The following is a 21,631-nucleotide window of genomic DNA, read 5'->3' as shown; positions in this document are numbered from 1 at the left end:
CGTGCGCCACAGGCAGTGGCGGTTTGGCTGCGCGGTCAGCGGGTTTGCGTGACCGATGCGAGGTCTTGGGTTTGAGGTCGCGTTGGATCACGTCCTGGCTTCCAGACCGCGCGTGTACCGCCTGCACGCGATCGCAAGCGCATCAGTTATCGCGGGAAGCGTGGCCCGCGCATCAGGCGGATCGGGCCGCGTACCGTGTCCAGATCCACAGGCTGGCCACGCTGCGTGATGCGCACCACACCCTCGCCCACCAGTGCGGCCGCGGTGGCGCGCACCTGCGGCATCAGCGCGCGCCAGATCGTGGCATCCTCGCTGAGTGCGCGTGCCACCTCCGACGGGCAGATCGAGTGCTGCGGCTCACGCCGTGCGAGCAGGTCGACGATCAGCGCCGCCATCTGCGCGTCGTCAGGTGCCTGCACCGCGTGCGGCCGCGGCGTCAGAGCGGGCGTAGCAGCCGCAGGCCGAACCAATCCTTGGCATCGTTCCAGCCATGCGTCACCTTGAGGCCGGCCGCGGCGGCCAGTTCAGCGAAGCGGGCGTCGGTGTACTTGTAGCTGTATTCGACCTGCATCGCCTCGCCTTCGGTGAAGGTGAATTCCTGCCCGCCCACGTGCACACGTTGCGCGCGCTGGCTGACCAGGAAGGTTTCGATGCGGCCGCGTTCGCGCGCATACACCGCGCGATGGCGGAAACCCTCCAGGTCGAAATCACTGCCGATCTCGCGGTTGAGCCGTGCCAGCAGATTCACCGTGAATTCGGCGGTGACCCCGGCAGCATCGTTGTACGCCGCCTCGATCAGCGCGGCATCCTTGTCCAGATCGATACCGATCAAGGCGCAGCCATCGGCGCCCATGGTCTGGCGCATCGCATCCAGCAATTCAATCGCGGCGGTGTCGGTGAAATTGCCCAGCGTCGAGCCGGGGAAGAACACCACGTGCCGGCGTGCCGGGCGTTGTGCGGCCGGCAGCTGCAGCGGCCGGGTGAAGTCGGTGCACACCGGCAACATCTGGATCTGCGGAAATTGCTCGGCCAGGCGCGCGGTGCTTTCCAGCAGCGCGGTCCGCGAGATTTCCAGCGGCGTATAAGCCACCACATCGCGCAGGCCCTGCAACAGCAATTCGGTCTTGCGGCCACTGCCGCTGCCATACTCCACCACGTGCACGCCCGCGCCGATCGCCTGCGCGATCGAGCTCATGCTAGCCTCGAGCAGGCTCAGTTCGGTGGTGGTGAGGTAGTACTCGGGCTGGCGGGTGATCGCTTCAAACAACTGCGAGCCGCGCGCATCGTAGAAATATTTCGACGGCAGCGTCTTGGGCGTCTGCGACAGGCCGGCCAGGGCATCGGCGGTGATGTCGTCCGGCTGCGGGCGCAGGTCGGTCAGCGCGGCATGCGCGCGTTGGGTGGCGTGGGCGGCGGCGTTCACGGCAGATCCTTGGCTAGGCGCACGCCGGCAAATTGCCAACGCGCATCGGAGGGGAAAAAGTTGCGGTAGCTGGCGCGCACATGGCTGGCAGGCGTGGCACAACTGCCGCCGCGCAAGACCCATTGCGCGTTCATGAATTTACCGTTGTATTCGCCCAGTGAGCCGGGCCAGGGCGCGAAGCCGGGATACGGCAGATACGCGCTGCCGGTCCATTCCCACACATCGCCGAACAGCTGTTGCAGACCGGTGTCCACCGCATCGGCCGCGCGCGGATGCAGGGCATCGCTGTCGACGAAATTGCCGTGCACGGCAATGCCGGTGGCGGCCTGTTCCCATTCGGCTTCGGTGGGCAGGCGTGCGCCGGCCCAGCGCGCGAATGCGTCGGCTTCGAACAGGCTCAGATGGCACACCGGCGCATGCGCATCGCGCACGCGCCAGCCTTCGAGGGTGAACTCGCGCCCGTCCGCATCCCAGTACAGCGGATGCTGCCAGCCCTGCGCCTGCACCATTGCCCAGCCATCGCTGAGCCAGGCGCCGGCGCTGCGGTAGCCACCGTCATCGATGAACTGCTGGTATTCGGCATTACTGACCACACGGTGCGCCAGTGCATGCGCACCGACCAGCACGCGGTGGCGCGGCGATTCGTTGTCGTAGGCGAAGGCCTCGGCCTGCGGCCACGACGCTGCGCCAATCTCCACGATCTGCTCGTCGCGCGCATGCCAGCGCAAGGCGCTAGAGGCCGCCGCCGGCACGGGCTGGGCCTCGCGGTAAGCCGGCTGCAGCGGATTGCTCCACAGCGCATGTTTGATGTCGGTCAACAACAGTTCCTGGTGCTGCTGCTCGTGCTGGATGCCCAGCTGCACGATGGTGCAGGTGGCCTCGTCCAGCAGGCCATCGCGCAGGCGGCGCTGCATCTGCGCATCGACGGCCGCACGGTAGTCACGCACCTGTTGCAGCGATGGCCGCGACAACACACCCCGGCGCGCGCGCGCATGCATCGGGCCCACGCTTTGGTAGTAGCTGTTGAACAGGAAATCCCACGCCGGGTCGAACACCACGTACTGCGGGTCGGTCTGCAGCACGAAGCGCTCAAAGAACCAGGTGGTGTGTGCCAGGTGCCATTTGCTGGGGCTGGCATCGGGCATGCTCTGCACCATCGCGTCTTCCGCGCTCAAGGGTGCGGCAAGACGATCGCTGAGCGCGCGGGTCTGCGCGTAGCGTTCCAACAGCGTCAGCTGCTGTTGCTGGTGATCGACCAGCAGGGGTGATTGTGCAGACATCGCCATATGCTTGGGGAGCGACCGTGAACGCGCCGTGTGGGCGGCATGTCGCTGCGCGTTAAGCTGTGCGCATGAGCGCCGCGCCGTTGTCCCGTTCGCTACCCACACCCCTGGATTGGTCGCAGCGGGAGCAGGCATTCGTGCTGCCCCCGGCCGTGACGTATCTGGATGCCGCCGCACGCGGGCCCATGCTGCGGGCCGTGCAAACGGTGGCGCACCAGGCCATCGATGCGCTGGCCACGCCATGGCAGTTGTCGTTCGCTGCATGGGTGGAGCAGATCGAGCAACTGCGTGCGTTGGCCGCGGGCCTGTTCGATGGCGATACCGATGCGGTGGCGCTGGTGCCCTCGGCCGCACACGGGCTGGCCACGGCCGCGCGCAACCTGCACCTGCAACGCGGCGAGGCCGTGTTGGTGCTGGAAGGACAGTTCCCCTCCAACCTGCTGATCTGGCAGCGCCGCTGCGCCGAGGTGGGCGCGCAGATCGTCGCGGTGCCGATGGCAGCGGAGGAGCCCTTGACCGAGGCGGTGCTGCGGGCGATCACCGAGACTGCGGCGCTGCGCGTGGTGAGCCTGCCGCACGCCTATTGGCTGGATGGCCGGCAACTGGACCTGGACCGCATCAGTGACGCCGTGCACGCGCGCGGTGCGGCGCTGGTGCTGGACCTGAGCCAGAGCCTGGGGGTGTTGCCAACCGATCTGCCGCGCTGGCGGCCGGATTTTGTGGTCAGCGTGGGCCATAAATGGCTGCTGGGCCCGATGGGCCTGGCGTGGCTCTGGGTGGCGCCGCGCTGGCGCACACGCGGTGTGCCGATCGAAGAACACTGGAGTGGCCGCGATGCAGGTAGCAGTTGGGAATTTCCCATCGCCGCAGCGCCCGACTACCGCACCGGCGCGCGCCGCTACGACGCCGGTGGCGTGGCCGACCCGCTGCGCCTGGCCATGGCGACCGCCGCCTTGCAGCAGATCGCCGCCTGGCAACCGGCACGGATCGCGCACGCATTGGGCGCGCTCACCGCGCAGTGGGACGCCGCGCTGCAAGCGCAGGGGCTCGCCAGCTGGTGCACGCCAGGCCATGCGCCGCATCTGACCGCGCTGCAACCGCCGGCTACGCAGCTGGAGTCGGTAGCCGCCACGCTGCGTGCGCTGGGTGCGGTCTGCACCCAGCGACACGGGCGCTTGCGCATTGCCCCGCACCTGAGCGTGACCGGGCAGGCGCTTGCAGAGCTGGTGGCTGCGCTGCCGCGTGGGTGAATGGTGGGTTGCCGACGTGCGGCGCGGGTGGCCCAGGGGCCAGTAGGAGCGCGCTTGCGCGCGATGAGGCGTTATCGGTAACGCCTCATCGCGCGCAAGCGCGCTCCTACGTGGTTCATGCGGTAGTTCGGATTTGCTGAGTAGCGCACGCGGTGAGCGTTTTTTGCGGGTGCTTCTGTCTGTCATCATCCGCTGAGCTTTGATCGTGCCGGCATCCCACCTTTGTAGGAGCGGGCCTGACCGCGATGAGGCTTGCCCTGCAAACCGCTCCTGGGCGACTCATGCCCCGATGCGCGTAGGAGCGCGCTTGCGCGCGATGGGGCGTTACCGATCAAGCTCCGTCGCGCGCAAGCGCGCTCCTACCGTGCAGTTGCTCAACTGCGCTGACTCAGGCGTAGCCCGCGTGGGGTGACCCAGCGCTCCAGGCCTTCGAACAGCGCCTGCACCAGCAAGGCCAGCACGGCGGCGGGAATGGCGCCTTCCAGGATCAGGCCGATATCGTCCAGGCGGATGCCGGTGAGGATCGGCTGGCCGTAGCCGCCTGCGCCGATCAACGCGCCCAGGGTGGCGGTGCCCACATTGATCACCGCCGCGGTCTGGATGCCGGCCACGATCGTGCGGCGCGCGATCGGCAGTTCGATGCGCCACAAGCGCGTCCATGCCGGCAGCCCGATCGCTTCGGCGGTCTGGCGCAACTCGCGCGGGATCGAGGTCAGCCCGGCATGCGTGTTACGCACGATCGGCAGCAAGCTGTAGAGAAACAACGCCGCAATCGCCGGTTTGGCGCCGATGCCGAACAAAGGGATCATGAACACGAACACCGCCAGCGACGGCAAGGTCTGCAGTACGCCGGTCAGCGACAGCACCAACTGACCAAGCCGCGGCCGGCGCGCGGCCAGCACGCCGAGCGGCAATGCGATCACTAAGGCCAGCCCCAGCGAGATGCCCACCAGGGCCAGGTGCTCCCAGGTGTGCTGCAGCAAGCGCGCAACGCGGCCATCGGTGGCCGATACCGGCGCCACGCCCAGCCATTGCGCGGCCACTGCGGCTTCGCTCTTGCGCTCCAGCTTCACCTGCGCGTTGAGCCGCTGCATGGTGGCTTCGTCGATGCGCCCCTGCAGCCCCTGCAGCGTGGCCACCATCGTCGGCGCACGCTGGGCCAGATCCTTGCGATACAGGAACACCGCCTGGTATTCGGAGAAGTAATGGCGGTCGTCCTGCAACACCTGTAGCTGGTAGTACGCAATTTCCGCATCGGTGCTGTACAGATCGGTGACCTCGATGGCCCCGCTCTGCAGCGCGCGGTAGGCCAGGTCGTGATCCAGCCCGGTGGCGCGCTGCGGCAATGCATAGGCGCCGCGCACGCCGGGCCAGCCATCGGCACGGTGCATGAATTCATTGCTCAGGCCGATCTTCAGGTCCGGATGCCTGGCTAGATCGGACAGGCTGCGAATGCCCAATGCCTGCGCGCGCTCCCGGCGCATGCCGAACGCATAGGTATTTTCGAAGCCCAGCGAGTCGGTCATTGCCAGGCCGCGTGCATCCAGTGCGGCGCGCAGTTCGGCGTGGCTGGCCTTGGGCAGCTGCAGCAATTCCTGCGCCAGCGTGCCGGTGTAATCGGCGTACGCATCGATCTGCCCGGTCTCCAGTGCGCGCCAGAGAATGCGCGTGCCACCGAGCTGGGCGCGGTGCTGCACCTGCACGCCATCGCGCTGGCCAGCGGCGGTGGCGATCTCGCCCAGGATCACCGCTTCGGTGAAGTTCTTCGAGCCGATGGTGACCTGCGCGGCCTGCACCACAGCGCTGCAGTTCAATAACGCAAAAGCCATCAACAGCGCGCGCATCATGCGGCATCACCGATGCTGCGCTGCGCGGTGAGAAAGCGCTGCACGAACGCATCGGCCGGCTGTTCCAGCAGCGTGCGCGCACTGCCCTGCTGTACCACCTTGCCGGCGCGCATCAGCACCAGCGTGTCGGCCAGATACGCGGCCTCGGCAACGTCGTGGGTGACCAGCACCACGGTCTTGCCGAGCTGCGCGAACAACTCGCGCATCTGTGCCTGCAGGTCGTAGCGCACGATCGGGTCCAGTGCACCCAGTGGCTCGTCCAGCAGCAGCGCCGGCGGGTCCAGCATGAGGGCGCGGATCAGGCCCACGCGCTGGCGCTGACCACCGGACAACTCGGCCGGGTAGCGCGCCAGCAGCGCGGGCGGCAGCTGGCACAGCGCGCACAAGGTCTCCAGGCGTTGCGCAATGCGTTGCGGTGCCCAGCCCAGCGTCTGCGCCAGCAGCACCACATTGCTGCGTGCGTCCAGATGCGGGAACAGGCCGCCCTCCTGGATCACGTAACCAATGCGCTGCCGCTGCGCCTGCAGCGCGTCGCGCCGTAGCGGCGCGCCATCGAAGGTGACGCTGCCGCTGTCCGGCCATTCCAGGCCCACCAACATGCGCAGCACGGTGGACTTGCCGGCGCCGCTGGGGCCGATCAACGCAGTGGTGACACCGCTGGCGAACGACAGGCTGACCTGGTCGAGGGCGATGGCCTGGCCGTAGCGACGGCTGACCTGGTCGAGAGTGAACATGCGGCCGAGCTTGCCGGGCGCCGCGTCAGACGGGCGCGAAGGCGCACGTGCGTGCAGGTTTCACCGCGGCGGTGCCAGCAGCTCGCGCGCGCTCAAGTACCCATCGCCATTGGCATCCTGGCGTGCGAAACGCTCCACCAGCGTGGCACGGTGTGCGGCGCGGGTGATCGGCTTGCCGCGCCGGCCCGGCAGCTCCTCGCCTTGCAGCACCCCGTCGTGATCCAGGTCGCGCTGATCGAAGGCGTAGCTCATCCAGGCCAGATATTCATCGCGGCTGACCCGGCCATCGCCATCGGTGTCCATGCGTTGCAGATACTGCTGGCTGTCCTGCACCTGGGCCTGCGCGGCCAACGCCACTGCGCACAGTGCCCCACAGGCCAGCACACGAGGCAGCGCGTGCATCAGCGCACGCACGCAAACGCCCGCGCGCGCAACGCTCGTGTTACGTGCCACTCAGCGCATAACCCTTGAGCCGTGCCGCATACGCCTGCAATGCCGCGTTGCCGCTGGCTTCGGCTTCATGGCACCACTGCTGCAGCTGCTTGAGCCGCTCGGACGCATCGTGGCTGCGCGCTTCCAGCACGGCGGTGAGGCGCGCGCGGTATTCCACCAGCGTGCGCATGCGCGGGCGTTGCGCCACCCAGTGTTGCAATTGTTCGCGCGCATCGGGCTTGAGCCAGCGGCCATCGTCCACCAGGCCCTTGCGCAGGCGGCGCGGCAGCAACTGGCGCAGCTTGGCGCCGGTGGCGGCGGCCTCTTCGCGCAGGGCCGGCTTGAGCACGTTGCGCTGGTAGTCGGTCATGGCCTGGAAGCGGTGCGACAACAGCGCCTTGAGCGTATCGGCATCGGGCACGGCGATATTCGGGCGGATGTCCAGCGACGGCGCCACCCGCAGCACCTTGGCCAGGCCCAGCGCCTGCAGGCAGCGGATCGCGATCCAGCCGATGTCCAGCTCCCAGCGCCGCATCGAAAACCGCGCCGAACTCGGGAAGGCGTGGTGATTGTTGTGCAGTTCTTCGCCACCGATCCACAGCGCCCACGGGGTCAGGTTGGTGGAGGTGTCGGCGGACTCGAAATTGCGATAGCCCCACCAATGCCCCAGGCCATTGACCACGCCGGCGGCCCAGAACGGAATCCACGCCATCTGGATCGCCCACAGTGCGATACCGGGCAGCCCGAACAGCACGCTGTTCACCACCAACAGCGCGATCGGGCCGGCGTTGGCGTGCGGCGTGTACAGATGCCGCTCGATCCAGTCGTTGGGCGCGCCCTTGCCGTATTGCTCGATGTCGGCCTGCTGCGCGCGTGCTTCGCGGTACAGCTCCACGCCGCGCCAGAACACCTGGCCGATGCCCTTGGTCTGCGGGCTGTGCGGGTCTTCCTCGGTTTCCACCTTGGCGTGATGCTTGCGATGGATCGCCACCCACTCGCGGGTGATCATCGAGGTAGTGAGCCAGGTCCAGAAACGGAAGAAATGCGCAATGACCGGGTGGAAATCCACCCCGCGGTGCGCCTGGCTGCGATGCAGGTACAAGGTCACCGCGAAGATGGTGAGTTGGGTGAACACCAGCAGCACGGCCAGCATCCCCCACACGCCCAGGCCGGCGATGCCGGAGGTCAGAACGTCGATGATCGAATCGGACAACATCGGCATCTCCAGGCAGTGCGCCATCGTGTCGGTGGATACAGACATGATGGGGGCGATGGCGGCAAACTTCACCCTTCGGATGCGTAGGGTGCCTCCTACATTCCTAAAGCGGTTCACACGTCTCGTTTCCTTACCGTTACCCGATCCCACCTGCATGTCTGTTGCCGTCGACTCCTCCGCCACACCCGATGCCCCGCCACTGATCGAGCTCGACCAGGCCAGCGTGATCCGCGGCCAGGTGCGCGTGCTGCACGCCTTGCGCCTGCGCATTGCGCTGGGCCAGCACACCGCCATCCTGGGGCCGAACGGCTGCGGCAAATCCTCCTTCATCAAATTGATCACGCGCGAGCTGTATCCGCTGGCGCGTAGCGATGGCCAGCCCGCGGTGAAAGTGCTGGGGCAGACGCGCTGGCAGGTGGACCGCCTGCGCGCGCATCTGGGTATCGTCAGCGGCGATCTCAGCGGCAATCTGGCGCAGATGCCCGAGCTGGATGTGGAAAGCGCCGTGCTCTCCGGGTTTTTCGCCAGCTACGTGGTGCCGCCGCACCGCGAGATCAGCGACGACATGCGCGCACGCGCACGCGAAGCACTGGCGCTGGTGCGCGCATTGCCGTTGCTGGAGCGCCCGTACGCGGAGCTGTCGGCCGGCGAGACACGGCGCGTGCTGATCGCGCGTGCGCTGGTCAATCGGCCACAGGCGCTGTTGCTGGACGAACCCTCCACCGGCCTGGATCTGGTGGCGCGGCAGCACCTGCTCGACAGCATGCGTCACCTCGCCCAGCAAGGCATCACGCTGGTGCTGGTGACCCACCACATCGAGGAAATCGTGCCGGAGATCGATCGGGTGATCCTGCTGCGCGCCGGCAGTGTCCTGGCCGATGGCAGCCGCGCGGACATGCTCACCGACGACCGTTTGTCTGCAGCGTTCGATGGCCCGGTGCGGGTGCAACGCGATGGCGAGCGCTACTGGGCGACGGTGGGCGCTGGCTAAGCGCAGCGATCAAAACGACTGCGCAGCCGCCAGGCGGGCGTTACGTTTTGTTAGCCGCTCTAAGGTTTGCGGTGCAGTGCGATGCGCGGGCTGAGCTGGCGGCCGTGCCATGCGCATTGGCGGCGGCAATGTGCACGCGGCGGGTCGTGCATGTCTGCCCGAAGCGGCGCCCCAACCCTGCCCAACCGGTGCGCCGCGCCATGACGTTGGGCAGGGGACAGCGGGCCGGCCACTGCGCTTAGACTCGGCGCACCGCAGACAGGAGTCGTCCCGATGGCACAGTGGTATTTCCATATTCCCGGACAGGCCGACCGGATCGGCCCGCTCGATGACGCCAGCGCCCGCGCGCATGCGCAGCGCCAGCCCGACGCGCTGGCCTGGCGCGACGGCCTCGACGGCTGGACACCCGCCCGCCAGCTGGCCGAATTGCAGGGCGCCGGCAGCCTGCCGCCGCCGTTGAGCGGCACAGGCGCCGCACGCGCGGACGAGATCGATTACCGCATCGTCGGCAACGACATGCAGTTCGTCGAGGTCGAACTGGACCCGGGCGAGAGCGCGATCGCCGAAGCCGGTGCGCTGATGTACAAGGACGCCGCGGTGCAGATGGACACCGTGTTCGGCGATGGCTCGCACGACGGCCAGGGCGGCAGCAGCGGCGGGCTGATGGGCAAGTTGCTCTCGGCCGGTAAGCGCGTGGTGACCGGCGAAAGCATGTTCACCACCGTGTTCACGCACGCCGGCAGCGGCAAGGCCAAGGTGGCGTTCGCCGCGCCCTACCCCGGCACCGTGTTGGCGTTGCGGCTGTCCGAACACGGCGGCCGCCTGATCTGCCAGAAAGACAGCTTCCTGGCGGGTGCGCGCGGCGTATCGCTGGGTATCGCCTTCCAGCGCAAGATCCTCACCGGCCTGTTCGGCGGCGAGGGATTCATCATGCAGAAACTCGAAGGCGACGGCTGGGTGTTCGTGCATGCCGGCGGCACCGTGGTGGAACGCGACCTGGCGCCGGGCGAACGCATCGACGTGGACACCGGTTGCGTGGTCGCCTACCACGCCAGCGTGGACATGGACGTGCGCCGCATCGCCGGCCTGAAGAGCATGTTCTTCGGCGGCGAAGGCGTGTTCCTGGCCACCCTCACCGGCCCGGGCAAGGTGTGGATGCAATCGCTGCCGTTCTCGCGCATGGCCGGCCGCATGCTGCAGGCCGCCCCGCAGGCCGGTGGCCAACAACGCGGCGAAGGGTCGGTGCTGGGTGGACTGGGGCGCTTGCTGGATGGCGACAACCGGTTCTGATCGCAGCAGACTGGTTGACCGCGGCTGGTGCGACGCGTTGCCGTAAACGCACCAACCGCGGTTGACCGAAGCGCTCTGATGCGGCGCTGATGCGGCGCGGTCTACGCACCGTCGGCATGTGCACTCCAGAGCGCCTGCAGCGCACGCGCAGGCACGCACGCGACGCCGCGTGCGGGTGAAGGCACGCGGCGACACAGTGATTGCTCCCGAATGCGCATCGCCACGCAGGTGGCAGCGCGCTCCGTGCTACATCCCTGAGACAGCCCGGCTGCCGAGGGGACCAATGGGACGCGCGGCGTTAGGGGGTGCGCGTGTATTCTCCCTCGCCTTTCCAACTACGTTTCCGTCGCCATGACTGCGCTCCGTCGCCCACGCTCCCTTGCCTTGCTGTCGCTGATCGGCCTGCTTTCGGCCTGTGGTGGCGAACCGCGTCCCGCCACACCCGCGCCCGTGGTGCAGGCGCCGTCTGCCACTGCGCCCAAGCCGGTGAAGATCGGCGTCGCGCTCGGTGGCGGCGCGGCCAAGGGCTTTGCGCATATCGGCGTGATCAAGATGCTGGAAGCCAACGGGTTTGCACCGGTGGTGGTGTCGGGCACCAGCGCCGGCAGCGTGGTGGGCGCGCTGTACGCCAGCGGCATGGACGCGTTCCAGATGCAGGAAAAGGCCGTGGCGCTGGACCAGACCAGCATCCGCGACGTGCGCTTGTTCTCCGGTGGCCTGGTGCAGGGCCAGAAGCTGCAGGACTACGTCAACGAACAGCTCGGCGGCAAGCCGATCGACAAACTGCGCAAACCATTCGCCGCGGTCGCCACACGGCTGGAAGACGGTGAGCGCACGGTGTTCGTGCGTGGCAATGCCGGCCAGGCGGTGCGCGCGTCCAGCAGCATTCCCGGCGTGTTCGAGCCGGTGACCATCGGCCAGTACCACTATGTGGACGGCGGTGTGGTCAGCCCGGTGCCGGTGGATGCGGCGCGCCAGCTCGGCGCCGAATTCGTGGTGGCGGTGGATATTTCCAGCAAGGCCAGCGGCAAGAATCCCGGCGACCTGTTGGGCACGGTCAACCAGTCGATCTCGATCATGGGCCAGCGCCTGGGCGAGGCCGAACTCAAGCGCGCCGACGTGGTGATCCGCCCCAAGGTCAACGACATCGGCTCGGCCGATTTCAACCAGCGCGGCGCCGCAATCCTGGAAGGCGAACGCGCGGCAATGGCGGTGATGCCGCAGATCCGCGCCAAGATCGCGCAACTGCAGGCGCAGCGCAGCAGCGCCACCCGCAGTGCGGCCGAACAGGCCAAGGCGGCAAAGCAGGAGGCGTACAAGCGCTGCCTGGAAGAACGCTCGCGTTGGCAGAAGTTGCGCGGCAAGGATGAGGAATGCGTGGCGCCTTGATGCGCGTGTTGGTGCGGATGTAGATGCGCGCGGGTCGTACGTCACAGGTCGATCAGCGAAGTACGCGCAAGGTTGATGTGGGCGGTTTTGGCGAGAAGCGATAGACGTCTGTCGTGATAGGACGTGCGTGTGTGGGGATGCGCGTGAACGAACCGCGCGTGTGGCGGGACGTGGTCGCGGCCTAGGCCGCTCCTACAACGGCACGGCGGTTCCGGGTGTGGTGATGGTGTGTCGGGACGGCTTCGCGGCCTAGGCCGCTCCTACGACAGCCGGCGCGTTCTTAGAGCGGCTAACAAAACGTAGCGAGCAGTCGTCAGGTGGGTGCGGACGGCGCGGAGGAACCGGAGTGTACGTGGGTACATGCCGATTCCGAGCACCGGCCTCGCCCGCCTGGCGGCTGCGCAGTAGTTTTGATAGCTGCTCTTAGGGCAATGCGCGCCGTTGGCACACCTGCAACAGCCGCAAGGCCGCCCCTGTAGGAGCGGCCTTGGCCGCGATGCGTTACCGATGACCCCGCAACATCAACCGCAACGCCTCAATACCGCCAACGCAGCGACACGCTGACAAACCGCGGCTCGCCGTAGTTCTGGTAATCCAGGTTGGCCCAGTAGGTCTTGTCAAAGGCGTTGCGCACCGCCAGCGTGGCGGTCCATTGCTCGCTGATGCGGTAGTTGGCGTTGAAATGCACCAGCGCATACGGGTTCTGCACCACGGTCACCGGGGTGGTGGCGCCGCTGCCATCGCCGGTGGGGCGCGCAATGTTGAAGCCGCGGACCGCGCTCTGCCAGCTCACCCCGCCACCGATACTCAGCCGGTCCCACGCGCCTGGCAGGCGCACCTGGGTGGACAGCTGCAGGTAGTTTTCCGGCAGGTTGGCGTAGATCGCATCCGTAGGCGCGCGGGTGACCTTGACGTGGGTGTAGCCGGCATTGATGGTCCAGCCGGGCAGGATCTCGCCGTTGATATCCATTTCCCAGCCACGGCTCTTGGTGCCGTTGACACCGATATAGGCGGAATTGCCGTCCGGTAGCGAGGACTCCGGTTGGGTCATGTCGCGCACAGCAAAGTTGTCCTGCTTTGCCTCAAACACGGCGGCAGTGGCCATCGCATGGCCGTCGAGCAATTGCGCCTTGATGCCGGCTTCCAGGTTGGAACCTTCCACCGGCGCGAGCAGGTTGTTGTCCTTGTCGCGGAAATTCTGCGGGTTGAAGATTTCGGTGTAGCTGGCGTAGAGCGACACGTCCGGCACGATGTCGTACACCAGCCCGACGTACGGGGTGACTTCATCGCTTACTTCGTAGCGGCCGCTGGTGCCGGTGTAGGCGCCGCTGGTATTGAAGGCCTGGGTGCGGGTTTCCCACGAACTCAGGCGTGCGCCGGCGATCAGCGACAACGGGTCGGCCAGACGAAACCGTGTGGAGGCATACACGCCGCGCTGGGTGGTGCGCCCCTCGCTCCGCCGGCCGTTGCGTGCATAGGTCACTTCGGACGCATTGCCGTCCCAGTTGCGGATGTTGGGAATGAAATAGCAGCGCTCGGGCGGACCAAAGGCATTGGGGCAGGTGGCCCAGTCGTCCGGATAGGTCTGCGCCACGCCGTACGAGGTGGATTGGAGATCCTGCCAGCTGCCGCCCACCACCACATCGTGCTGCCGCCCGAACAGCGAGAAACCGCCGGACAGATACACATCCACGCTGTCGCGGGTGTCTTCGGTCTCGCCTACACCAGTGCGCAGGAACATGCCGCTGCCGTCGGCGGCCGGATACCCGGTGCCGTACACACGCAGGCTCTGCACGTTTCCCTTGGTGTGCGCGGCGTTGACGCGCAGCAACCAGTCCTCGCCGATGCGTTGTTCCAGGTTGGCGAACGCGGTGCTGGTTTCGCGCTGCCAGCGCGTCCACTCCGGTGCCAGATTGGTCGAGCGGGATAGATTGGCCAATGTGCCATCGGCCGCAAAGAACGGCACCGTGCCCCAGGTCGAACCGACCGGGGTGTTGTCCTGGCGCTGATAGCCGACGGTGAGGGTGGTGCTCTCGGTCAGGTCGCCTTCCAGCACCGCCATGCCGGACATTTTGGTGTCGTGGTAGCGGTCGTAGTAGTAATCGCGGTCCTGCCAGGCCGCCACCACGCGGCTGCGCCAGCGCCCGTCGCTGGTCAGCGGCGCGTTGACGTCGGCCTGCATGCGGCGGAAATCCCAGGTGCCGGCACTGACCGCGAACGAGGCATCGAACTCCTTGCCAGGGCGCTTGCGCAGCAGGTTGACCGTGGCCGAGGGAATGCCGGCGCCGGTGAGCAGGCCATTGGCGCCGCGGATCACCTCAATGCGGTCGTAGAAGACGGTGTCGTATTCCTGGTTGGTCGCACCGCTATAGGTGGGCAGGCCGTCCACCTGGAAGTCGGTGATCTGGAAGCCGCGCGCGAAATACAGCGGGCGCTGGGTGTCGTAGAAGGACACGTTGACGCCAGTGACGTTGCGCATCACATCGTCGATGCTGAAGAGCGATTCGTCTTCCAGCCGCTGCAGCCCGATCACACTCACCGACTGCGGGGTTTCCTGCAGGGTCAGCGGCAGGCGCGTGGTGGTGGCCGGCTGCGCGCGGCTCACCGTGCCGTTGACGCTCACCGCGTCCAGCGTCTTGGCGTTGGCATCGGCATCGGCCAGGTCGGCGGCACGCGCGGCGGCGGGCGTCATCGTCAATGCGCACAACAGCGCAGCGGACAGCGTGGCCAGAGGAAGGGTCTTGGCAGGCATCGGGGGTCTCATCGATCGGGCAGACGCAGCGCGTCAGTGACAGGAAGCGGCAGGCACGCGTCGGCATCCACCCGGACGACAAGCTGGCTGGCCCGGTGGGCTGGCGGTTCGACGGGGGACACGGCTGGACGCTGCCAGTGTTATGCAAATGTAAATCGTTATCGTTTGTTGGGCAAGCGCACGCAACCGGGTGCGGCGCTGTGCCGCGCTCGCTGGCGCGAGGACACCGCTGGCAACCCCGGCGGTCTAAGCCCCACGCGCTTACGCCAGATGCGAGAGCGGCAAGCCTTCCGGGGCCTTCACCGTGCGCAGTACGAAGCTGGAATTCACATCCGACACGCCGGTGGCGTTGAGCAGGCGGTCCAGCAAAAACCGCGAGAAATGCTCCAGATCGCGCACCTGCACCTGCAGCAGGTAATCCATGTCGCCGGTGAGTGCCCAGCAGGCCACCACCTCGTCCCAGCCGCGCACGCCGGCGGCGAAGTGCTCGATGTCCTGCTGGCCGTGCTGTTCTAGCTGTACCCGCACGAAGGCCTGCAGGCCCAGGCCCAGCGCGCGCGCATCCAGGCGCGCGCCGTAGCCGGCGATGATGCCGGCCGCTTCCAGCCGCTGGGTGCGCCGCAGGCAGGCCGAGGCCGAGAGATTGACCTGCGCGGCCAGCTCGGCGTTGCTGCTGCGCCCCTGCGTCTGCAGCAACGCGAGCAGGCGCAGATCGGTGCGGTCCAGGGCGATTGGTTGATCCATATGTTGTGCAGCAACAAGTGATGACGCACGAATCTTGCGTCTAACGGCCGCCGGTGCGCAACATTCGCAATCCCGTTGCGTGCCCATTTGGCTAAGGTGAAGCCATCCGTTTCGGGAACCACACCGCATGAACACTGCGCCGCGCCGCGTCGAGAACCAGCTCACCGACAAGGGCTATGTGCCGGTCTACACCACCGCGGTGGTAGAGCAGCCGTGGGATGGTTACAGCGCCGACGACCACGCCACCTGGGGCACCTTGTACCGGCGGCAGCGCGCGCTGCTGGTCGGGCGGGCCTGCGATGAGTTCCTGCAGGCGCAGGATGCGATGGGCATGGACGACACCCAGATTCCGCGCTTTGACGCGCTCAACGCGGTGCTGCAGGCGACCACCGGCTGGACGCTGGTCGGTGTGGAAGGGCTGCTGCCGGAGCTGGATTTCTTCGATCATCTGGCCAACCGGCGCTTCCCGGTGACCTGGTGGATCCGCCGCCCGGACCAGATCGACTACATCGCCGAACCGGACCTGTTCCATGACCTGTTCGGGCACGTGCCGCTGCTGATGAATCCCCTGTTTGCCGACTTCATGCAGGCCTATGGGCGCGGTGGCGTCAAGGCGCACGGGATTGGCCCGGACGCGTTGCAGAATCTTACCCGGCTGTACTGGTACACGGTGGAATTTGGGCTGATTGCCACGCCGCAGGGGCTGCGCATCTACGGCGCGGGCATCGTCTCGTCCAAGGGCGAATCGCTGCATTCGCTGGAATCGGCGGCGCCGAACCGGGTGGGCTTCGATCTGCAGCGGGTGATGCGCACGCGCTACCGCATCGACAGTTTCCAGAAGACCTACTTCGTCATCGACAGCTTTGCGCAGCTGATGGACGCCACCGCCCCGGACTTCACCCCGATCTATGCCGTGCTGGCGCAACAGCCGCAGGTGCCGGCCGGCGAGGTGCTGGCAAGCGACCACGTCCTGCAGCGCGGCAGCGGCGAAGGCTGGAGCCGCGACGGCGACGTGTGAGGGGCTGGTGGCGCTGGCGTGTTCGGCGTGGCGTGTTGGCGTCGGCGCCGCTTCGTCGACGATGAGGATGACGACGGTGCGCTAGCGCCTGCAATCTTGTGCGAAAGATGTCTTTCTGAGGTCTGTAGAGCGTTACCAACTTCGCTGGTACGCGCCGCATGCAGCATCACTGCATCACTGCAATCCCTACAGCCTTTAGGAACTACGTCGGCGAAGGTACTAGCAGGCGAATGCACCCGCATTGCTGTTCCTTGCGCCACGCGGCCGCTCCACCGCCGCTGCAGGGTTCGACCGTGGCGGATCGCCGGGCAGCCAAAGCGTCAGTCAGCGGGTCGAAACACCGCAAGCGCGCTCGACCTCGGCGCACCGACTCGACAGCACCCCCGGCCCGCACTAAGGTCGGGATTCCCCACACCGTTGCTGCCCATGGACCTGACGCACCTCCGCATCCGGCGCTTGGAGCTGGACGACACGCGCCTGCTGTTTACGCTGGACAACGGCATGCGCATCGACGAGCCGATCCAGGCGCAGCGGCTGCTGGCCAAGGCCACGCCAGCGCAGCGCGCGCAGTGGCAACTCACCGACGACAGCCATGGCGTGAACTGGCCGGCCGTGGCGCCGCCCAGCGCGCAGGGGCTGCTCAACATGCCGATGCTGTTGTGGCGCCGACGCACCGCACGCGCACAGGCGCGGCTGGTGGCGATGCGCGGGCGCTTCGATGCACTGACGCCGGGCGAGCGCGAGCTGGTGGCATTGGCCCGCCTGGACGCGGACATGAGCGACAGCGGCTACGCGCGCTACTTCGACCACTGGGATGCGCTGACCCGCAGCTGTGCGCTGCAGGCGCTCACCGCGATGGGTGCAAGCCAGGTGCGCCAGGCGATCGATGGCCTGGGCGCGGTGTTCGAGCGGCTGGAAGAAGACCCGGATCTGCTCAGCATCGAAGACATTCTCGATGCGATGAGCGAGACCGACCGTCAGCGCGTGGATGGCTGGGAAGAGGTGTATTACCGCCAGTCCAGCGCGCTGGCGCGATTGGGGTTGATCCACTACGGGGTGGACAAGGCCTGAGGCAGTTGCGTTGGTGGTTGAGCCGCGCCGCAGACCACTTCGATGTGGCAGTCCTGCGGCCGCACTGCACCGGACAGCCTGCGGTTGATGCACTCGGCTGCGCGACATGCAACTTGCAACTTGCAACTCGGTAACGCGGTAACGCGGTAACGCGGTAACAACGTACACGCGCTGCGTGCTCGGCGAACGGCGCATTCTTTTCGGCAACGCATCGCGACATCGAGCTATGCGTCGCACTGCACCGAGCCTCGGCACCGCAGGTGCCTCAGGATTTGGCAGCCAGATACGTCAGCAGGATCACCAGATCCTCCTCGCCCACTTGCTGCAGCGCATGCGTGCTGCCGGGGCGGGTGAGCAGTGCATCGCCGGCGCCCACTTCGTACTGTTGGCCATCCAGCGCGTACAGGCCGCGACCGCTGACGACGTAGTAGATCTCGTCCTTGTCGTGCAGATGCAGGCCGATGCCGGCGCCCTTGTGCAGCACGCGCTTGCGCAACACGAACTTCAGCTCCGGCGCGTCGGCAAAGAACGGATAGGCGGTGGTGGGGCCGGCGCCGCCGTGTGGGCCGGGTTGGCTGCGCGGCAGATCGCGCTCATGCACCACCAGCGAGGGATGCGCCTGCGCGGCGCGGCGCGCAGCGGTGTCCGGCGCCGCGCCGCAATCGGCATCGCGGCGGAGCTGAGGTTTCAGCGCCGGCTGCAGTTGCACCCAGCCGTGCACGACCAGGCACGCAATGGCGGTGGCGCCGGCCTGGCTGAAGTGGGTGCCATCGGTCTTGGCTTGTTCGGGCACGAACAGGAAATACGGTTTGGCCGCCTGTTCGCCGAGCGCGCGGATCCAGTCGCTGGAGCTGGCGTTGAGATCGATCAGGCCCACCTGCTCCTGCGCGGCCAGTTGCTGCATGGCCAGGGTGTAGCGGCCGTGGGTGTCGAGCAGCGCGCCGAAGTCGTAGAGCAAGCGTGCGGCCGGGGTGATCAGGATCGGCGTGGCGCCTTTGTCGCGCGCGGTGGCAATAAAGCGGCGCAGGAACTGCAGGTAGTCGCCTTGCGGATCGGTGTAACGCGTGGCGTCTTCGCGCTTGGCGTCGTTGTGGCCGAACTGGATCAGTAGCACGTCGCCGGCACGGATGTCCTTGGCGATGGCATCCAACCGCCCTTCGGCGATAAAACTACGTGTGCTGCGCCCGCCCTTGGCGTGGTTGTGGACCTGCCACTGCGCGGGGTCGAACCAGCCTTGCAGCATCTGGCCCCAGCCAGCTTGCGGTGCGCGATCCGGGCCGTACTCGGCGGCGGTGGAATCACCGGCGATGAAGATGTGGTGTGGATTGGCGCGGGCGATGTTTGCCAAGAGCAGCAGCAACGATGCGAAGAGAAGCAGACGCATGGTGGCTCCGGAAAAATGTTTAGGACAGCGCGGTGTCCCTTCTCCCATCGGGAGAAGGTGCCCGAAGGGCGGATGAGGGTGCGACTGCATTGGAAATGTTGGACGGTACTGCCGTCGTCTCAAGCTTTCTTCGTTTGGAGTTGCTGTCTTCCGCCGTACCCTCACCCCAACCCCTCTCCCGGCGGGAGAGGGGCTTTAGCGCAGCGGGCTGGTTAAGCAGCTGCTGCAGCGGCTTCGCTCTTGCCGAGCAGGCCGGCGACGAAGCTGCGGATCTCCGCGTCCTGGGCGTTGTCGAAGAAGCACTGCTGGAAGCGCGCACCGCCGATCGCCTGCTTGATCAGCTCCGGGTCGATCGCGCGCAGGCCGTCCAGGTAAGACTTGGCGGTGGCCTGCTTGACCTGGGTCAGGATGCCGGCGTTGGCGGCCTGCGATTCGCGACGCTCGGCCGGGTAGCCCAGGCCACGCTCGCCGCTGAAGGCCTTTTCGAAGATGTAGCGCACGTTGATTTCCGCGCCCCAGCCGTAGCCCTTGGCGAACGCCAGCGACAACGCGTTGCCGTTGTTGACCTGCGCGAACAGGTAGGCGTCGGTCGGCTCGATGCAGTAGCCGCAGAACACGCCCGGGTGTGCGTTGAGCGACATCATCGCGCCCTGGCCGGTGCCGCAGCCGGCGACCACGAAGTCCACGGCCTTGGCGTTGAGCAGCAGGCTGGCGACGATGCCCAGGTGGATGTAGGTCAGGCGGTGGTCGTTGTCGCCGTCCATGCCGACGTTGAACACGTCATGGCCCTGCTCACTGGCGACGTCGTTGAGCTGCTGCAGGATCACCGGGTTCTTGGCGGCCTGGCTAAACTCATTCATGAGTGCGATTTTCATGGGAATGCTCCGATTTCGTTGGGGAAGTTGGTTGGAATGTGGTTGATGCGTGCCTGCGTGGCGGACGTCATGCATGTCGGGCTCGTGCGCGTGCATACCGACCCTCATCCGCCCTGCGGGCACCTTCTCCCGGTGGGAGAAGGAAACGACGCATTTTTCTCAGCGCGCCAGCCAGCCGCCGTCGACCGGGATGATCGCGCCGTTGACGTAGTCCGAGGCGCTGCTGGCCAGGAACACCGCCGCGCCGCCGAGGTCGGCCGGCACACCCCAGCGCGCGGCCGGGATGCGGTCCAGGATGGACTTGTTGCGGTCCTGGTCGGCACGCAGCTGCGCGGTGTTGTCGGTGGCCATGTAGCCGGGGGCGATGGCGTTGGCGGTCACGCCCTTGCTGCCCCACTCGTTGGCCAGCAGGCGGGTGATGCCGGCGATGCCGGACTTGCTGGCGGTGTAGGACGGCACGCGGATGCCGCCCTGGAACGACAGCATCGAGGCGATGTTGATGATCTTGCCGCTGCCCTGCGTGATGAAGTGGCGGCCGGCGGCCTGCGACATGAAGAACGCCGATTTCAGGTTGACGTTCATCACGTCGTCCCAATCCTGCTCGCTGAAATCCACCGCATCGGTGCGGCGGATCAGGCCAGCATTGTTGACCAGGATGTCCAGGCGGCCCAGGCCGGCGAGGGTTTCATCGAGGATGCGCTGCACCGGCTCGATGCTGATCAGGTTGGCTTCGATGGCGACGAAACGGCGGCCCATCGCCTTGACCTTTTCTTCGGTCTCGGTCGGTGCCTGGATGCCGGCGGCGGCGATGTCGGCGCCCGCCTCTGCCAGTGCCAGCGCGATGCCCTGGCCCAGGCCAGTGTTGGCACCGGTGACCAGTGCGACCTTGCCTTCGAGACTGAACGGATTGCTCATTACCTTATCGCTCCAGATGCGGCATGCCGCGTTCGATGATGGAGCCGCCGCACCCGTTGGCGCGGCGGCGGGGCATTACTTGAGCTGGCAGATATCCAGCACGTGCATGTCGGTGTAATCGAGGTTTTCGCCGCCCATCGCCCAGATAAAGGCGTAGTTGCTGGTGCCGGCGCCCATGTGGATCGACCACGGCGGCGACACCACCGCTTCGTTGTTCTGCATCACGATGTGGCGCTGCGCGTCGGGCTCGCCCATGAAGTGATACACGCGGTCGTTGGCGCCCAGATCGAAGTAGAAATACACCTCGCTGCGGCGGTCGTGCAGATGCGGCGGCATGGTGTTCCAGACGCTGCCCGGCTTGAGCACGGTCAGGCCCAGCAGCAGCTGCGAAGACTGGCAGGTGGCCGGCACGATGTACTGGTAGATGGTGCGCTCGTTGCTGGTTTCCAGCGCGCCGCGCTCCAGTGCCACCGCGTCCTTGATCGACAGCTGCTTGGTCTCGAAGCGCGCATGCGCCGGGGTCGAGGCCAGGTAGAACTGCGCCGGGTTGGCGGCATCGGCAGACGCGAAACTCACCTCGGTGCTGCCCATCGCCACGTACAGGCCGTCCTTGGGCCCGAGCGTGTAGGCGGTGCCGTCCACGGTGACGGTGCCGGTGCCGGCGCCGACATTGATGACGCCCAGCTCGCGCCGTTCCAGGAACGGGTGGCCGGCCGCCGAGGCGGGCTCGGTCTGCTTGGGCAGTTCCAGCGTCTTGCCGACCGGGGCGGCGCCACCGAGCACGAAGCGCTCGTAATGGGTGTATTTGAGGGTCACCGCATCGGCGACGAACAGGCCGTCGAGCAGGTAGAGCTCGCGCAGGGTGTCGTTGCTGGCGCCCTTGAGGGCGTCCGGATGGGTGGCGTAATGGGTCTTGCAATAGAGGGACATGCGCATCTCCGGTGGCAAGCGAGGGGGAATGAAAGCCCGCACCGCGCCATTCTACCGGCTCTGGTAAACCGGTGTCATTGCGCAGTG

19 protein-coding genes and 1 other RNA gene are annotated in these 21,631 nt (G+C 66.8%); 6 read left to right on the top strand and 14 right to left on the bottom strand.

The window, feature by feature from the left end; all coding sequences use genetic code 11:
• Positions 1-146: 146 nt before the first annotated feature.
• From QRM89_RS06370 to egtB, 3 genes are read right to left on the bottom strand one after another with little or no spacing between them, the layout of a single operon-like run.
• Positions 147-419 carry a DUF3253 domain-containing protein gene (locus tag QRM89_RS06370; RefSeq protein WP_228419745.1) on the bottom strand — a complete coding sequence of 91 codons (273 nt, stop codon included), beginning with the start codon at positions 417-419 and terminating at the stop codon, positions 147-149.
• Positions 420-436: 17 nt separating this feature from the next.
• Positions 437-1,423, bottom strand: coding sequence for an L-histidine N(alpha)-methyltransferase (gene egtD / locus QRM89_RS06365; RefSeq protein ID WP_040940342.1), 987 nt, complete (start codon positions 1,421-1,423; stop codon positions 437-439).
• Complete coding sequence (gene egtB, locus QRM89_RS06360; protein WP_070689302.1) at positions 1,420-2,709, bottom strand: ergothioneine biosynthesis protein EgtB; 1,290 nt, start codon at positions 2,707-2,709, stop codon at positions 1,420-1,422. Before egtB ends, egtD begins: the two co-directional genes overlap by 4 nt.
• Positions 2,710-2,774: 65 nt before the next feature.
• Between egtB and QRM89_RS06355 the strand changes: the two genes are divergently transcribed.
• A complete protein-coding gene (locus QRM89_RS06355) occupies positions 2,775-3,956 on the top strand; it encodes an aminotransferase class V-fold PLP-dependent enzyme (protein ID WP_285447546.1) in 1,182 nt (393 codons plus the stop codon).
• A gap of 374 nt (positions 3,957-4,330) precedes the next feature.
• Here QRM89_RS06355 and QRM89_RS06350 read toward each other — a convergent pair whose 3' ends face one another.
• From QRM89_RS06350 to QRM89_RS06335, 4 genes are read right to left on the bottom strand one after another with little or no spacing between them, the layout of a single operon-like run.
• Complete coding sequence (locus QRM89_RS06350; RefSeq protein ID WP_285447545.1) at positions 4,331-5,803, bottom strand: glycine betaine ABC transporter substrate-binding protein; 1,473 nt, start codon at positions 5,801-5,803, stop codon at positions 4,331-4,333.
• Positions 5,800-6,537: an ATP-binding cassette domain-containing protein gene (locus QRM89_RS06345; RefSeq protein WP_103701201.1), complete on the bottom strand. Its 738-nt coding sequence runs from the start codon at positions 6,535-6,537 to the stop codon at positions 5,800-5,802. Before QRM89_RS06345 ends, QRM89_RS06350 begins: the two co-directional genes overlap by 4 nt.
• Positions 6,538-6,597: 60 nt before the next feature.
• A complete protein-coding gene (locus tag QRM89_RS06340; RefSeq protein WP_175611743.1) occupies positions 6,598-6,939 on the bottom strand; it encodes a calcium-dependent protein kinase 21 in 342 nt (113 codons plus the stop codon).
• Between the two features lie 40 nt (positions 6,940-6,979).
• A complete protein-coding gene (locus QRM89_RS06335) occupies positions 6,980-8,185 on the bottom strand; it encodes a fatty acid desaturase (RefSeq protein ID WP_285447563.1) in 1,206 nt (401 codons plus the stop codon).
• 154 nt (positions 8,186-8,339) lie between these two features.
• On the opposite strand from QRM89_RS06335, the gene QRM89_RS06330 reads away from it, so the two are divergent.
• From QRM89_RS06330 to QRM89_RS06320, 3 genes are all read left to right on the top strand, one after another.
• On the top strand, positions 8,340-9,176 hold the full coding sequence (locus QRM89_RS06330) for an ATP-binding cassette domain-containing protein (protein ID WP_050911161.1): 837 nt from the start codon (positions 8,340-8,342) through the stop codon (positions 9,174-9,176).
• A gap of 273 nt (positions 9,177-9,449) precedes the next feature.
• Positions 9,450-10,466, top strand: coding sequence for a TIGR00266 family protein (locus QRM89_RS06325; RefSeq protein WP_076053091.1), 1,017 nt, complete (start codon positions 9,450-9,452; stop codon positions 10,464-10,466).
• A 351-nt stretch (positions 10,467-10,817) separates the two neighbouring features.
• Positions 10,818-11,855: a patatin-like phospholipase family protein gene (locus QRM89_RS06320; protein ID WP_011035416.1), complete on the top strand. Its 1,038-nt coding sequence runs from the start codon at positions 10,818-10,820 to the stop codon at positions 11,853-11,855.
• Positions 11,856-12,142: 287 nt separating this feature from the next.
• Here the strand turns inward: QRM89_RS06320 and QRM89_RS06315 are convergent.
• From QRM89_RS06315 to QRM89_RS06305, 3 genes are all read right to left on the bottom strand, one after another.
• Positions 12,143-12,217: non-coding RNA, sX9 sRNA (locus QRM89_RS06315), on the bottom strand.
• Between the two features lie 173 nt (positions 12,218-12,390).
• On the bottom strand, positions 12,391-14,607 hold the full coding sequence (locus QRM89_RS06310) for a TonB-dependent siderophore receptor (RefSeq protein ID WP_285447544.1): 2,217 nt from the start codon (positions 14,605-14,607) through the stop codon (positions 12,391-12,393).
• Between the two features lie 261 nt (positions 14,608-14,868).
• A complete protein-coding gene (locus tag QRM89_RS06305) occupies positions 14,869-15,351 on the bottom strand; it encodes an Lrp/AsnC family transcriptional regulator (protein WP_076053082.1) in 483 nt (160 codons plus the stop codon).
• A 127-nt stretch (positions 15,352-15,478) separates the two neighbouring features.
• Between QRM89_RS06305 and phhA the strand changes: the two genes are divergently transcribed.
• Positions 15,479-16,369: a phenylalanine 4-monooxygenase gene (gene phhA / locus QRM89_RS06300; protein ID WP_285447543.1), complete on the top strand. Its 891-nt coding sequence runs from the start codon at positions 15,479-15,481 to the stop codon at positions 16,367-16,369.
• A 426-nt stretch (positions 16,370-16,795) separates the two neighbouring features.
• Positions 16,796-17,440, top strand: coding sequence for a DUF4375 domain-containing protein (locus QRM89_RS06295; RefSeq protein ID WP_285447542.1), 645 nt, complete (start codon positions 16,796-16,798; stop codon positions 17,438-17,440).
• Positions 17,441-17,705: 265 nt separating this feature from the next.
• On the opposite strand, the gene QRM89_RS06290 is transcribed toward QRM89_RS06295, so the two are convergent.
• From QRM89_RS06290 to kduI, 4 genes are all read right to left on the bottom strand, one after another.
• Positions 17,706-18,824: a GDSL-type esterase/lipase family protein gene (locus tag QRM89_RS06290; RefSeq protein WP_285447541.1), complete on the bottom strand. Its 1,119-nt coding sequence runs from the start codon at positions 18,822-18,824 to the stop codon at positions 17,706-17,708.
• 212 nt (positions 18,825-19,036) lie between these two features.
• Positions 19,037-19,699 (bottom strand): RpiB/LacA/LacB family sugar-phosphate isomerase, encoded by a 663-nt coding sequence (locus QRM89_RS06285; RefSeq protein ID WP_042596644.1) that lies wholly within the window; start codon positions 19,697-19,699, stop codon positions 19,037-19,039.
• A gap of 159 nt (positions 19,700-19,858) precedes the next feature.
• The gene (gene kduD, locus QRM89_RS06280; RefSeq protein ID WP_011035409.1) at positions 19,859-20,614 is read right to left on the bottom strand and encodes a 2-dehydro-3-deoxy-D-gluconate 5-dehydrogenase KduD; all 756 of its coding nucleotides are present in this window, start codon (positions 20,612-20,614) and stop codon (positions 19,859-19,861) included.
• A 75-nt stretch (positions 20,615-20,689) separates the two neighbouring features.
• Positions 20,690-21,544 (bottom strand): 5-dehydro-4-deoxy-D-glucuronate isomerase, encoded by an 855-nt coding sequence (gene kduI / locus QRM89_RS06275; RefSeq protein ID WP_011035408.1) that lies wholly within the window; start codon positions 21,542-21,544, stop codon positions 20,690-20,692.
• Between the last annotated feature and the right edge of the window lie 87 nt (positions 21,545-21,631).

Origin of the sequence: Xanthomonas sp. LMC-A-07 (assembly GCF_030208825.1) — a bacterium.
Classification (GTDB): domain Bacteria; phylum Pseudomonadota; class Gammaproteobacteria; order Xanthomonadales; family Xanthomonadaceae; genus Xanthomonas; species Xanthomonas campestris.
Note: the sequence above shows the minus strand (reverse complement) of the source record. Positions and strands in the feature narration are given on the sequence as shown.

Coding starts and splice junctions, on each gene's coding strand:
- QRM89_RS06310 (WP_285447544.1), bottom strand. CDS start 14,607: ATGCCTGCCAAGACCCTTCCTCTGGCCACGCTGTCCGCTGCGCTGTTG.
- QRM89_RS06320 (WP_011035416.1), top strand. CDS start 10,818: ATGACTGCGCTCCGTCGCCCACGCTCCCTTGCCTTGCTGTCGCTGATC.
- QRM89_RS06340 (WP_175611743.1), bottom strand. CDS start 6,939: ATGCACGCGCTGCCTCGTGTGCTGGCCTGTGGGGCACTGTGCGCAGTG.
- QRM89_RS06350 (WP_285447545.1), bottom strand. CDS start 5,803: ATGATGCGCGCGCTGTTGATGGCTTTTGCGTTATTGAACTGCAGCGCT.
- QRM89_RS06290 (WP_285447541.1), bottom strand. CDS start 18,824: ATGCGTCTGCTTCTCTTCGCATCGTTGCTGCTGCTCTTGGCAAACATC.
- QRM89_RS06345 (WP_103701201.1), bottom strand. CDS start 6,537: ATGTTCACTCTCGACCAGGTCAGCCGTCGCTACGGCCAGGCCATCGCC.
- QRM89_RS06285 (WP_042596644.1), bottom strand. CDS start 19,699: ATGAAAATCGCACTCATGAATGAGTTTAGCCAGGCCGCCAAGAACCCG.
- kduD (WP_011035409.1), bottom strand. CDS start 20,614: ATGAGCAATCCGTTCAGTCTCGAAGGCAAGGTCGCACTGGTCACCGGT.
- QRM89_RS06325 (WP_076053091.1), top strand. CDS start 9,450: ATGGCACAGTGGTATTTCCATATTCCCGGACAGGCCGACCGGATCGGC.
- QRM89_RS06295 (WP_285447542.1), top strand. CDS start 16,796: ATGGACCTGACGCACCTCCGCATCCGGCGCTTGGAGCTGGACGACACG.
- QRM89_RS06335 (WP_285447563.1), bottom strand. CDS start 8,185: ATGTTGTCCGATTCGATCATCGACGTTCTGACCTCCGGCATCGCCGGC.
- kduI (WP_011035408.1), bottom strand. CDS start 21,544: ATGTCCCTCTATTGCAAGACCCATTACGCCACCCATCCGGACGCCCTC.
- phhA (WP_285447543.1), top strand. CDS start 15,479: ATGAACACTGCGCCGCGCCGCGTCGAGAACCAGCTCACCGACAAGGGC.
- QRM89_RS06330 (WP_050911161.1), top strand. CDS start 8,340: ATGTCTGTTGCCGTCGACTCCTCCGCCACACCCGATGCCCCGCCACTG.
- QRM89_RS06355 (WP_285447546.1), top strand. CDS start 2,775: ATGAGCGCCGCGCCGTTGTCCCGTTCGCTACCCACACCCCTGGATTGG.
- egtB (WP_070689302.1), bottom strand. CDS start 2,709: ATGGCGATGTCTGCACAATCACCCCTGCTGGTCGATCACCAGCAACAG.
- QRM89_RS06305 (WP_076053082.1), bottom strand. CDS start 15,351: ATGGATCAACCAATCGCCCTGGACCGCACCGATCTGCGCCTGCTCGCG.